Source organism: Lutibacter sp. B1 (assembly GCF_012524075.1).
Lineage (GTDB): Bacteria > Bacteroidota > Bacteroidia > Flavobacteriales > Flavobacteriaceae > Lutibacter.
The window spans coordinates 100,493-114,726 of the sequence record NZ_JAAZUI010000008.1; the positions used below are offsets into that span (position 1 = coordinate 100,493).

Here is a 14,234-nt window from a genome sequence, read left to right on the forward strand (position 1 = left end):
ATTTGAAAAAATTACAATTTATAATTAAAACCCATTTTTTATTTTTTTTATTGTTGTTTTTTCATTCAGCAGTAAAAGCACAAGCAATTCCAAACACTAATTTAAAAGATACAACTAAAGTAGAAGTTTCAAAAGATACTTTAAAATATCCTTTTAAAAGTGATGAAGTGGGTAGTTTATTTTTGAATAATCCTTCTGAAACAGAAATAATTTACGATACTGAGTTAAAAAAATATGTAATAATTGAAAAAATAGGTGATTATTACATTAAGCATCCTATCTATATGTCTCAGGAAGAGTACAAAAAGTATAAGCAACAAAAAGATATACTTAAGTACTATAAAGATAAAATAAGTGCAACAAACAGTAAAAAGAAAGGAAGTGCAGAAGCTCAAAAAAACTTACTGCCTACGTATTATGTAAATTCTGATTTTTTTGAATCTGTTTTTGGAGGAAATACTATTGAAGTAAATCCTCAAGGTTCGGTGTTGGTAAAAATGGGTATTTTATATCAAAAAGTAGATAACCCACAATTATCAGAACGAAATAGAAGCAGTTTTACGTTTGATTTCGATCAGGAAATAAGTGCCAGTATACAGGCAAAAGTAGGAACACGATTAAAAGTAGGCGCTCAATACGATACACAATCAACGTTTAATTTCCAAAATCAAATAAAATTAGAATATACACCTAATGAAGATGATATTTTACAAAAAGTAGAAGTAGGTAATGTAAGTATGCCTTTAAAAAACTCCTTAATTGTAGGTGCTCAAAGTTTATTTGGTGTTAAAACTCAACTAAAATTTGGAAATACAACTGTTACAGGTGTTTTTGCAGAACAAAAATCGCAAACACGTTCTGTAGCTGCGCAAGGAGGTTCTACAATTCAGGAATTTGAACTTCAAACAACTGATTATGATGAGAACAGACACTTCTTTTTATCACAATATTTTAAAGATGCTTATAACAATGCTTTAAAAGACTATCCGCTAATTAATAGTCCGGTAAATATTACTAAGATTGAAGTTTGGGTTACTAATAGAAATGCAACAACTACAGATATTAGAAATATTGTTGCTTTAGCCGATATTGCAGAAGGAGATCCAAATAATATTGGACCTGCAAATGTAACACCAACTCCCGGAGCATTTTACCCGGAAAATGAAGCCAATAATATTTCGCAAATTTTAACTACAACAAATCCTGTTAGAAAAATAGCTACAGTTGGAGATGGATTGGCTCCATATAGTATGCAACAAGGGCGTGATTATTCAGTTTTAGAAAATGCAATTAAACTGAATCCGGATGAATATAGAATTCACCCTCAGTTAGGATATATTTCATTAAACAGAAGGTTGGCTGATTCTGATGTGTTGGCAGTAGCTTTTGAATATACTATAAGTGGAGACTCTAAAGTTTACAAAGTAGGTGAATTTACAAGTGATGGAATTGTTTCTCCAGACAATATTGTTGTTAAATTATTGAGAAGTGAAATTATAAGTACCGAAATTCCTATGTGGGAACTAATGATGAAGAATATCTATTCATTACAAACCTACAGAATGCAGCAAGATGGTTTTAGGCTAGAACTTTTATATGCTGATGATGCTACAGGTGTTTCAATAAATGTATTACAAAATGCTCAAACAAGTGGAGTTTCGGACAGAACTTTATTGAATTTGTTTGATATTGATAGGCTAGATCAAAATCAATTTTATACACCGGAAGGCGATGGCTATTTTGATTATGTTGAAGGATCTACTGTTAACTCTGAAAAAGGATATATTATTTTCCCAACAGTTGAACCTTTTGGTAAAGATTTAGAATCAAAACTTACCAATTCAAATGATGCCAATTACGTGTTTAATGAGCTTTATGAAATGACTCAATCTGAAGCAAAAAACAACTTTCAGCAAAAAGATAAATATTTAATTAAAGGATATCATAAATCAGAAAGTGCCAATGGTATTCCTTTAGGGGCTTTTAATGTTCCACAAGGCTCTGTAAGAGTTACTTCTGGAGGAAGAGAACTTGTAGAAGGTGTAGATTATGTGGTTGATTATCAAATGGGACGAGTTCAAATAGTAAACCCTAGTTTAGAGGCTTCAAATGCACCAATAGAAGTTTCAGTTGAAAATAATGCGGCATTTAACTTACAAACTAAACGATTTTTAGGTATTGATATTGAGCATAAATTTTCGGATAAATTTATGGCAGGTGCTACAATTTTAAATTTAAATGAAAAACCAATAACTCAAAAAGCATTATTTGGACAAGAACCTATAAATAATACAATTTTCGGTTTAAATGCAAGTTATGGAACTGAGGTGCCAAAATTTACAAAATGGGTAAACTATTTACCAAATATTGATACCGATGTTGAATCTAATTTTTCAATTAGAGGAGATTTTGCCTATTTAAAACCGGGTTCACCAAAAAGAATTGAGCAAGACGGCGAAGCAACTTCTTATGTTGATGATTTTGAAGGGTCGCAAATTCCTTTAGAAATAAAATCAATTCAGCAATGGCATTTAGCAAGTACACCACAATATCAAACACAATTTGATTTTAATGGAAATGCATCCGATTTATCTTATGGATATAAAAGAGCAAAATTAGCTTGGTATATAATCGATCCTCTTTTTTACGGCGGGTCGTCACTAAAACCGGGAAGTATTGATAATGATGAGCTTTCACGTGCAGAGGTTAGAAGAGTTAGGTATGAAGAATTATTTCCGGAGCAAGATTTAGACTTAACTCAATCTACAATTGTTAGAACATTGGATTTGGCTTATTTTCCGAGTGAAAGAGGTAGTTATAATTTTGACACAAATAATGTAGGAGCTGATGGTAAGTTTACCAATCCTGAAGATAGGTGGGCAGGTATAACAAGAGCTTTAACAACTACCAATTTTGAACAATCTAACGTAGAATACATACAGTTTTGGTTAATGGATCCGTACGATCATTATTCAATTACACAAGAAGAAGGTTTACCTGCAGGGATTAATCCGAACGATCCTTCAAATCAAGTAGGAGAATTATATTTTAACTTAGGGAATATTTCTGAAGATGTTTTAAAAGATGGTAGAAAAATGTATGAAAACGGATTGCCTGAAAATCCGTTAAGTACTAATAATACTGATGAAACCATTTGGGGTAAAATACCAACAAACCAATCCTTATTGTATGCTTTTAGTGATAGTGATAATGAAAGATTAAGCCAAGATGTTGGTTTTGACGGATTGAATGATGAAGAAGAGATTGTTAAGTTTGGATCAAATTTTGGACCGGATCCGGCGAATGATAACTATATGTATTTTAGAAGTTCAGAATATGATGATACCGAAGCTTCAATAATTACACGATATAAAAAGTTCAATAATACTCAAGGTAACTCTCCAACAAATAATCTTTCACCTCAAGGCTATCCAACAGCAGCAACTTCATATCCTGATACAGAAGATATCAATAAAGATCAAACAATGAATTCTGTTGAAAGCTATTATCAATATAAAGTATCGTTGAATAAAAACGATTTGGTTGTTGGTCAAAACAATATAGTTGATGAAAAAAATGTAAAAGTAGAATTGGCTGATGGAAGTGAAAAAGAATTCAGATGGTTGCAATTTAGAATTCAGGTAAGTACGCCCGATGAAGTAGTTAATGATATTACAGGATTTAATTCCATTCGATTTATGCGAATGTTTTTAACCAAATTCAAAATGCCAATTGTATTGCGTATGGGAGAATTGCAATTGGTTCGTGGAGATTGGAGAAGATACACTAAAACACTTGAAGCAGACAATACACAACCTCAGGATTTAACCAATGCTCAATTACAAAATTTTGAAGTAGGAGTAGTTAATATACAAGAAAATGAAGATAGAACTCCTATACCTTACGTTTTACCTCCGGGAATTAAAAGAGAAATTTTAAGAGGCAGCACAACTTTACAAAAACAAAATGAGCAATCCGTTTCATTAAAAGTAACAGATTTAGAACCGGAAGAAACCAGAGCAATATTTAAAAACGTAAAAGTAGATCTTAGAATGTATAAGCGTTTAAGATTGTTTTTACATGCCGAAGGAGTTCAAACCAAAACTCAAGTTCAAAATAATGAACTAAAAGCGGTAATAAGGTTGGGCAGCGATTTAAATGATAACTATTATCAAATAGAAAAATTACTTACAATTTCCGATTATGGAGCTACAACACCATTAGAAATTTGGCCTGAAGAAAACAATTTAGATGCTTTTTTAGAAAATTTGGGAAAACTTAAATTATTAAGATTTAAAGAAGGTATTGCTCCAAACATATTATATCCGGCAATTGATGCGCCATCTCCAATAGAAGGATTAGAAGGTTATGAGATAAGAGTTAAGGGAAATCCAAATTTAGCCAATATAAAAACCATAATGCTTGGGGTTAATAATGTTTCAAACAATAACCAAAGTGCAGAAGTTTGGTTTAATGAAATGCGTGTTTCAGAATTTGATAATGAAGGAGGTTGGGCAGCAATTGTAAGTGCCGATGCAAATTTTGCCGATTTTGCCGATGTAGCTATAACAGGAAGAATGGAAACTGAAGGATTTGGAGGTATAGAGCAACGAGTTAATGAACGCAGTCAGGAAGATACAAAGTTATACGATTTTGTAACAAACGTAAATATTGGAAAACTTTTACCAAAAGATTGGGGAATTCAATTACCGCTAAATTATAGTATTGCCGAAGAATTTAGAGATCCAAAATACGATCCTCAATACCAAGATGTACTTTTTGATGATGCAAAAGATATTAACCCTAATAGCGATAAAGCAAGAGATTATACAAAACGTAGAAGTATAAGCTTTATAAATGTTAGAAAAGAAATAAACCCAAATGCAACAAATAAGCAGCATTTTTACAGTGTTGAAAATCTATCTGTTTCTTACGCTTTTAGTGAAACATATCATAGAGATTATAATGTTCAAAAATATGTTGATCAGAATGTAAGGGCTTCAGCAAATTATAATTATAGCTTTGAGCCAAAAACAATTGAACCTTTTAAAAACTGGGAATCATTAAATAGTAAATATCTTAAATTCATTAAAGATTTTAATGTGAATCTTTTGCCTTCTACAGTTTCAGTAAATTCAAATATAATTAGACGTTATAACGAGCAGTTATCAAGGAGTTTAATAGAAGGTTTGCCTGAGCTTCCAACTTTAAAACAGCGACATTTTATGTTTAATTGGGATTATAATATTGGGTATAATTTAACAAAATCATTACAATTTAATTTTAGAGCAGCAAATAATTATATTTATGATGATTTTGATGCTAGTGATGATATTGAGTTGTTCGATAATTTCTTTACTGTTGGAAGACCGGATCATTATCATCAAACATTAAATGGAACGTATAAATTACCTTTAGATAAACTGCCATATCTTAATTTTTTGAAGGCCGATTATACTTATACAGCAGATTTTGATTGGCAAGCATCATCTCAATCTTATGTAGAAAGTGTTGGAAACGTTATTCAAAATGCAAATACACATACTTTTGGTACCGATATCGATTTTAATAAGTTTTATAAAATTATTGGTGCAGACAAATTATTTAGTGCTAAAAAAATAATTCCGTCTAAAAAGGATCCGAAATTACCTGTAGCACCTAAAACAGTTGCTGCTAAAAAGAATAAAAGTATTGGTTATAAAATTGGTAAAGGATTTTATAATGTAGTAACATCAATAAAAAAAGCACGTATCAATTACTCTGAAAATAATGGTACATTTTTACCTGGGTATGTTCCTGAAATAGGATTTTTAGGAAGAGATAATTATAGTGGTGGTTTGGCTCCAACTTTTGGATTTGTATTTGGAAGCCAGATTGATATCAGACAAAAAGCTGTTGAAAAAGGATGGTTACTTTCAAGAAATGAAGATGACCCTTATTATAACAAAACATATAGCCAAACTCACTACAATAAATTGGATGCTATAATAACTGCAGAGCCTTTTAAAGATTTTGATGTTGAGTTTAGAGGAAGTAAAACATATACTAAAAGTACTTCACAACAACTAGATGTTGTTGATAATAAATTAAATACTGAATCTCCAGTAACGCAATACGGTAACTTTAGTATAAGTCATAACATGATAAAAACATCATTTAAAAATAATGATGAAACTTTTGAAGAATTTAAAAAGAATAGAGAAATTATTGCTCAAAGATTAGCTGCAAAATCTGGGCAACCGATAGATGGGTTTGGTAAAAACAGTCAACAGGTAATGTTGCCTGCGTTTATAGCGGCTTATTCAGGTACCGATGTTTCAAATGTTAGTTTAAAAGCTTTTAGAGATGTACCAATACCGGGTTGGCAAGTTACCTACAAAGGACTTATGAGAATGAAGTGGTTTAAAAGTAATTTTAGAAGTTTCTCTTTATCGCATAGTTATAACTCATTATATTCAATCACTAGTTTTAGTAATAATTTAGAGTACGATGCCGAAAATCCGTATGCTGAAACTGATATTGCCGGAAATTACTTTAACAAAACACTTTTTACAAATGTTAACTTATTAGAAGAATTTTCTCCTTTAATAAAAGTAGACATGAAAATGAAAAATTCAGTATCTTTCAGCGGCAGAATTAATAAAGATAGAGGACTTACTTTAAACTTTAATAATAACACGCTTACTCAAATAAAAGGTGTAGAATATATTGTGGGTTTAGGATATAGATTTAAAGATTTAGCGATGAAATTTAGATTTGGAGGTAAATTAACCAGATTAAAAGGAGACTTAAATTTAAGAGCAGACATATCGTTAAGAGATAACAAAACTATAATTAGAGATATTGATGAAGATAATAACCAAGTAACAGGAGGTCAACGTTTATTATCATTAAAATTCTTTGCAGATTATGCTGTAAACCAAAATTTAACAGCATCATTTTATTTTGATCAAAGCTCTTCAAAATATGCAATTTCAACAACTTACCCTAGGCAATCAGTTAGTGCAGGGTTAAGTGTTAGATACGTTTTAGGTAATTAATAATTAAATAAATATAGAAATGAGTATTCCGTCAGAATTAAAATACACTAAAGATCACGAATGGGTGAAAATAGAAGGTGACAAGGCAATTGTTGGTATTACACACTTTGCACAAGGCGAATTAGGAGATATAGTTTATGTTGATGTTGATACTGTTGATGAAACAGTAGAGAAAGATGAAGTATTTGGATCAGTAGAAGCAGTAAAAACAGTATCCGATTTATTTATGCCTTTATCTGGCCAAGTTATTGAGTTTAATGAAGCATTAGAAGATGAACCGGAAAAAGTGAATTCAGATCCTTATGGTGAAGGATGGATGATAAAAATTACAATTTCTGATTCATCAGAGATTGAAGAATTATTATCTGCAGAAGATTATAAAGAACTCATTGGGGCGTAGCTACTACTTTTATATTGCATTTTTCATTACCCTTGCAATTGGTGTTGGAAGTTTAATTTCAACTAACAATGCAAAAGTTGAAAATATACTTATGTACGACAAAGTTGTGCATGCAGGAGCTTATTGTATATTAACATTGAGTTGGCTTTTAGCCTTAAATAATAAAGTTAAAAGTTTAAAAAGCAGTATTTTAATTTTAATATTGATTTTTATTTATGGCATAATTATTGAGCTTTTGCAAGGGGTGTTTACAAGTGACAGAAATGCCGATTTATTAGATATTATTGCTAATACTGTTGGTATTTTAATAGCAATTATTGTATTTAAAAGTATTTTGAAAAAAAATAAATTATTTAAAAAAATATACTTGGAAAAGTAATTTTAAAATTATTAAATTAGCACACTATAAAATTATTACAAATGGAAATTAAAAAAAATCCAAAAGCAAATCTAGAAAACTACAGTAAATTGTTCATGCAGTTGGGGTTAGTTTTGGCACTTTTAGTGGCGTATATGGCGATTGAAAGAAAGACGTACGATAGAGTTATTGCAGATTTAGGTCCTGCTAACTACAATGTTCAAGAGGAGGAGCAAATTATTGAAATAGAGCAAATAAAACCGCCAGAACCAAAAACTCCACCACCACCAACACCAGATAAAATTGAAGTTGTTGAAGATGAACAAGATGTTGAGGAAACAGTTATTGAATCTACAGAAACTGATGAGAATGAGGCTGTTGAAGTAGAAGAGATTATAGAAGTTGAGGAGGAAGAGGAAGTTATGGAGGATGTTCCTTTTGCAATTATAGAAGATGTGCCTGTTTATCCTGGATGTAAAGGAAATAAAGCTCAGTTAAAGGAATGTTTACAAGATAATATTACAAAACATGTAAACAGAAAATTTAATTCTGATCTGGCATCTGATTTAGGATTATCTCCTGGAGTTAAGAGAATTTTTGTAATGTTCAAAATTGATAAAAACGGAAATATTACGGATGTAATGGCTCGTGCACCTCATAAGAGATTACAAGATGAAGCTATTAGAGTGGTAAAATCTTTACCAAAAATGCAACCAGGAAAACAACGTGGTCGTCCAGTGGGTGTTAAATATAGCTTACCTATTGCATTTAAAGTAGAATAGAATTTAATAAATAGAACAGTAAAAGCTCAACCAATTGGTTGAGCTTTTTTTTTGGTATGTTTATTGATGTTAACAAAATATTAACATTTATTCTTTAAAAGCCTATATTGTAATTAATAGTCTCAATACCACTCAAAACATTAATTCAAAATAAGTTATGTAAAGAATAAGCTAAATTTTATTCTTATGAAAACAAAAAAACATCCCAAAGCAAATTTAGACAATTACACTAAATTATTTGTTCAACTAGGCTTAGTATTATCGCTAATTGTTGTTTATTCACTAATTCAAAATAAAACTTTAACAAAAAATACAATTGTTTTAAATGAGAAAATAAGAGTTCATACTGAAGAACCCATACAAATGGTTGATATAAAAATTGAAAAACAAATACCCAAAACAACTTTTAAAAAACAAGTATTACCTGAAATAATTATAAAAGCAGAAAACAATTCTAATATTGATGAGGTTTTTTTTGATAATATTGACACAAGTGATCCTGTTGATATAAATAGTTTTGTTGATGAAAAAAATGAGGATGAACCGATGGGAATTGATGTTGTTGATTATGTATTTTTAGAAGAAGCACCATTGTTTCCGGGCTGTAGTGGTACAAATGAAGAAAGAAAAGCCTGTTTTTCTAATAAAATAAGTAAATATATCAATAGAAAATTTAATACGGAATTAGCATTTGAATTAGGTTTAAAACCCGGGATTCAAAAAATTTATACGCAATTTAAGATAGATAAAAACGGTAATATTACTGATGTTCAAGCCAGATCACCTCATAAAGAATTACAACTTGAGGCAATTAGAGTTATAAACTTATTGCCAAAAATGGAACCTGGAAAGCAACAAGGAAATCCAGTAAAAGTAAGATATTCAATTCCAATTGTATTTAAAGTTGAATAGTTTAATAATCAACTGTTTGTTTAAGTAATTTAACTAAAAAAAATTGTAAATTATATTAAAATATTGTAACTTTAATATGAAGGAAATCTTGCAAGATTTTACTTCGTTATAAGTATTCTGAGATGTAAATCTTGCATTATAAATTATCCTGTATAAATAATACAGTTCTGTTTAGTTGTTTTTGTTTAACTTAAAACATTAACCATGCAAGTAAAAAAATATCCAAACGCAATTCTTGAAAATTATAGTAGAATTTTAATTCAATTAGGGTTAGTATTGTCACTTTTTGTGGTTTATCAATTCATGAAAATGAAATCATATCCTAGAGAAGCTAAAGAATTGGTTGGTACCTACATAAATGTAGAAGACACAAAAAACTTGATCGAAATTAAAAATATAGAACCCGAAATACCAAAACAACAAGCTCAGGCAGTAATTCCTGAGAAAATAGTTAAAGTTGAAGACGAAATTGATGTTCAGGAAACAATTATTGAAACTACAGAGACCGATGAATCTGAAGCAATTTCAATTTCTGTTGATAAAGATATAGTTGAAGTTAAGGAAGAGGAAGAAGTGCTGGAAGATGTTGCATTTGTTGTAATTGAAGAAGTTCCTGTTTTTCCTGGTTGTACAGGAGGTAAAGATGAACTCAGAGCTTGTTTCTCAAATCAAATATCCAAATTTGTAACAAGAAATTTCAATTCTGAATTAGCCTCTGATTTAGGTTTGCAAACAGGAAGTATTCAAAAAATATTTGTAATGTTTACAATTGATAAAGATGGAAGTATTACAAATATTCAAGCAAGAGCACCTCATGTAAAACTGCAAGATGAAGCAATAAGAGTTGTTAAAATGTTACCTAAAATGACACCTGGTAAACAAAGAGGCAGACCTGTAGGTGTTAAGTATGGATTGCCTATTGTATTTAAGGTAGAATAAAATAATTTTAAAAGATAAAAACCCGCTTAAGCGGGTTTTTTTATGACGTATTGCTAATTAAAAAACTATATTTGTTATGTAAATTAGTATTTTCGTAAAATAAAATTAAAAAAATGAACATCAATCAATATTTAGATTCAACCTATTTAAAAACAGCAGAACAAGCAGGTATTTCTGAAGAAGAAACAAAAGAAAAAGTTGTTGAATTAGTTAATGAAGCTATTGAAAATGAATTCAAATTAGCAATGATTCGCCCAAAATTTGTTGCAATGGCTCGTGAAATGGTAAAAGCAGCCAATTCAAGTACGTTAGTTGGTACTGTTATTGGATTTCATGAAGGAACTTATGAAACAGAAGAAAAATTAAAAGAAGCTCAAAAAGCAATTGAAGATGATGTAGATGAGTTAGATTATGTTGTTAATTATACAGCCTTTAAAGAAGAGAAAATTAATTTAGTTAAGGCAGAGGTTTTTAAAGGCACAAAATTAGCTTTAGACAATAATAAAGTTGCTAAGTGGATTATTGAAATTGCCGCTTTAACAAACGATGAAATTATTGCTTTAACTCAACTAATTAGAGATGTTGTTATAGATAATTTTGGAGAAGAAAATGCCGATAAGGTTTTTGTAAAATCATCAACAGGGTTTTATAAAACTGAAGGAGGTAAACCAAATGGAGCTACTTTTGAAGCAATGGAACTTATTGTAGAGCATGCAAAACCATTACCTGCTAAAGCTGCCGGTGGCGTTAGAAATTATGAAGATGCTGTAAAAATGGTAGAGTTAGGCGTAACCCGAATTGGAACTTCATCAGCTAAAGTAATTTCTGAAGGAGGTACAGCTAAAGGAGGCTATTAAAATGGATACTTTTTTTGCACATGAAACCGCAGTAATTGATGAAGGCTGCGAAATAGGAGAAGGAACTAAAATTTGGCATTTTAGCCATATTATGACCAATTCTAAAATTGGGAAAAATTGTAATATTGGTCAAAATGTTGTTGTTTCCCCTCAAGTGGTTTTAGGAAATAATGTAAAAGTGCAAAACAATGTGTCAATATATACCGGTGTTATTTGTGAAGATGATGTGTTTTTAGGGCCGTCAATGGTATTTACAAATGTAATTAATCCAAGAAGCGCTATTATTCGTAAAAATGAATACCAACAAACTATTGTAAAAAAAGGAGCAAGTATAGGTGCCAATGCTACAATTGTTTGTGGAAATGAAATAGGTGAGTATGCATTTATTGGTGCAGGAGCAGTTGTAACTAAACAAGTACTGCCTTATGCATTAGTTGTAGGAAATCCTTCAAAACAAATTGGTTGGATTAGCGAGTATGGACATCGATTAGATTTTGATGAAAAAGGATTTGCCACTTGTGTTGAGAGTGGAGAAAAATATCAATTAATAAGTAATAAAAAGATTGTTAAAATTTTGTAATTAACTACTAATGAGATATACATTTATAAGTTTCCTTTTTCTCCTTTTATCTTTTTCAGTTTATGGTCAAATCCAAAAATATCCCGTTTTCAAAACCTGCGATACGGTTATTATTGAGAAACTATCTTATTGTTTTAAAAAGGAATTAAAAGAAGCTGTTATAAGTGAATTTAAAGTGCCTGATAATCTTGAAAAAGAGAATTTTAAAGCAACAGTTAATATTGTTTTTTTAGTAAGTTCAGAAGGAAATTTTAAAGTAATATATGTAAACTCTCCTTATAAAGAATTAAAAGCCGAAGCCGAACGTGTTTTTGATTTGTTACCACAAATTACACCTGCAAAATACAATAACCATCCTATTGAAATGCAATTTGTGTTGCCTTTAAAAATTCCATTAACTGAAAATTCTGAAGAAATTTATGTTGAAGAAGAAAAGGCAGAAGCTATTATTGCTGATGAAGAAGTTACTGATATTATTGAAAAAAGACCAGATGATACGTTGTTTCCTGAGCATAAAAGTGAACTAAACATTCCTTTTGTACATTCTGAATATAGTAAATTCGATTATTATTTGAATCAACAAGATAATTCACATACAGCAGTTAAACCCTATATTTATTCTGAAATGAGTAAATATGTAGATTTGGATGCTCAAAAAAATAAATTAATAAAACCAAAGCAAACTTGGTTTGGACGAAAGTTGTTAAATGAACACATGGTGTATGTTAAAGGGAAGGATTATTGGTTTACACTAAATCCAGTAGTAGATTTACAGTTGGGTAGAGACAGCAAAGATGTAAATACATTTAACAATACACGTGCAGTTCAAATTAACGGCGGTTTAGGAAAAAACTTTAACTTTTCTGCTAGTTTTTACGAAAGTCAGGGACGTTTTGCAAAATATGTAAACGATTATGCTAATTATATAAAACCTGATGGTGGAAATCCGGCAATAGTACCGGGAAGAGGAATAGCCAAAGAAATTTATACAGATGCGTATGATTATCCTGTTTCTGAAGCTTATTTATCATACACGCCAAGTAAGTTTTTTAATTTTCAGTTTGGATACGGTAAAAATTTTATAGGCGACGGCTATAGATCTTTATTTTTATCGGATGTAGCTTCACCACACTCTTTTTTTAAGATAAGCACTAATTTTTGGAAAATAAAATATACCAATATTTGGATGTGGCTAGAAGATGTTAGACCTGAACTTACGGTAGATGGTGCACATAAACAAAAGTTTATGGCTATACATTATTTAAGCTGGAATGTTACCAAAAAACTGAATTTAGGATTTTATGAAGCGGTGATTTGGGATAAAGCCAACGATAGAGGTTTTGAAGTAGATTACGCCAATCCGCTTTTATTTTATAATGCTATTGAATTTTCGAGAGGTTCAAGAGCAGGAAATTCATTACTTGGTTTAAATTTAAAATACAAGCTTAAAAACATCTCATTATATTCTCAAATACTTATTGATGATTTAAGATTCTCAGAGATTACCGACAGCAAAAGTTGGTGGGGAAATAAATATGGAATTCAGTTAGGTGCTAAATATTACAATGCATTCAATATTGAAAATTTATATCTTCAAGCAGAATTTAATTCCGTAAGACCTTACACCTATTCTCACGATGAGTTGAATTATAATTTTGGACATAAAAACCAATCTATGGCACATTTATGGGGTTCAAATTTTAATGAAATTATTGGAATAGCTCGTTATACTAAAGAGCGTTGGTTTGCAAATGCCAAATTAATAGTTGGTGAAAAAGGTTTTGATTACAATAATGGATTGGATACGTATAGTTATGGTGGTAATATTTTTAGAGATAATGATGACAGAGCTTCAGATTATGATAATGAAATAGGACAAGGAAACAATGCCAAAATTTTTATTGGAGATTTACAAGTAGGTTATTTGGTAAACCCAACAACCAATTTAAAACTGTTTGCCGGTTTTACATATCGTAATTTTGATCCAAACGAGCCAACAAATATGTTTGTTAAATCCAATTCAACTTGGGTTACTTTTGGATTAAAAACAGATGTATTTAATTGGTATTTTGATTTTTAAGAGTTTTCTAAAGACTCAAAATCATCAAGTTCATTAAGCTGTTTTAAGAGATCGAAAGTTTTTTTAGCTTCATCTTCATCAACTATCGAAATAGCAGCACCTACGTGTACTAAAACATAATTACCAACAGTAGCTTCAGGTACTAAAGTTAAACTTACTTCTTTTATAATTCCATCAAAGGAAACTTTACCAACTCTAAAGGTCTCATCTAATTCAGAAGTGATTTCAATTAATTTTCCGGGTATAGCTAAACACATACTTTCTTGTTGTTTAATTGTTTAATAGC

The 14,234-nt window shown here is 30.4% G+C and carries 10 protein-coding genes; 9 read left to right on the forward strand and 1 reads right to left on the reverse strand.

The window, feature by feature from the left end:
* The first annotated feature begins 2 nt into the window (after positions 1-2).
* From sprA to HGB55_RS06680, 9 genes are all read left to right on the forward strand, one after another.
* The gene (gene sprA, locus HGB55_RS06640; RefSeq protein WP_247649187.1) at positions 3-7,040 is read left to right on the forward strand and encodes a cell surface protein SprA; all 7,038 of its coding nucleotides are present in this window, start codon (positions 3-5) and stop codon (positions 7,038-7,040) included.
* A 19-nt stretch (positions 7,041-7,059) separates the two neighbouring features.
* The gene (gene gcvH / locus HGB55_RS06645; protein ID WP_168815854.1) at positions 7,060-7,440 is read left to right on the forward strand and encodes a glycine cleavage system protein GcvH; all 381 of its coding nucleotides are present in this window, start codon (positions 7,060-7,062) and stop codon (positions 7,438-7,440) included.
* The gene (locus tag HGB55_RS06650) at positions 7,430-7,819 is read left to right on the forward strand and encodes a VanZ family protein (RefSeq protein ID WP_168815856.1); all 390 of its coding nucleotides are present in this window, start codon (positions 7,430-7,432) and stop codon (positions 7,817-7,819) included. The genes gcvH and HGB55_RS06650 overlap by 11 nt, the downstream gene beginning before the upstream one ends.
* 41 nt (positions 7,820-7,860) lie before the next feature.
* Positions 7,861-8,580: an energy transducer TonB gene (locus HGB55_RS06655; RefSeq protein WP_168815858.1), complete on the forward strand. Its 720-nt coding sequence runs from the start codon at positions 7,861-7,863 to the stop codon at positions 8,578-8,580.
* Between the two features lie 186 nt (positions 8,581-8,766).
* Entirely contained in the window at positions 8,767-9,492 is a 726-nt protein-coding gene (locus HGB55_RS06660; RefSeq protein WP_168815860.1) for an energy transducer TonB, read from the forward strand.
* A gap of 204 nt (positions 9,493-9,696) precedes the next feature.
* The gene (locus HGB55_RS06665; protein WP_168815862.1) at positions 9,697-10,431 is read left to right on the forward strand and encodes an energy transducer TonB; all 735 of its coding nucleotides are present in this window, start codon (positions 9,697-9,699) and stop codon (positions 10,429-10,431) included.
* Positions 10,432-10,544: 113 nt separating this feature from the next.
* Complete coding sequence (gene deoC, locus HGB55_RS06670; RefSeq protein ID WP_168815864.1) at positions 10,545-11,288, forward strand: deoxyribose-phosphate aldolase; 744 nt, start codon at positions 10,545-10,547, stop codon at positions 11,286-11,288.
* A 1-nt stretch (position 11,289) separates the two neighbouring features.
* Positions 11,290-11,868, forward strand: coding sequence for an acyltransferase (locus HGB55_RS06675; protein WP_168815866.1), 579 nt, complete (start codon positions 11,290-11,292; stop codon positions 11,866-11,868).
* A 10-nt stretch (positions 11,869-11,878) separates the two neighbouring features.
* Positions 11,879-13,948: a gliding motility protein RemB gene (locus tag HGB55_RS06680; protein ID WP_168815868.1), complete on the forward strand. Its 2,070-nt coding sequence runs from the start codon at positions 11,879-11,881 to the stop codon at positions 13,946-13,948.
* Here the strand turns inward: HGB55_RS06680 and HGB55_RS06685 are convergent.
* A complete protein-coding gene (locus HGB55_RS06685; RefSeq protein ID WP_168815870.1) occupies positions 13,945-14,205 on the reverse strand; it encodes a HypC/HybG/HupF family hydrogenase formation chaperone in 261 nt (86 codons plus the stop codon). The two genes, HGB55_RS06680 and HGB55_RS06685, sit on opposite strands and share 4 nt — an antisense overlap.
* Positions 14,206-14,234: the final 29 nt, after the last annotated feature.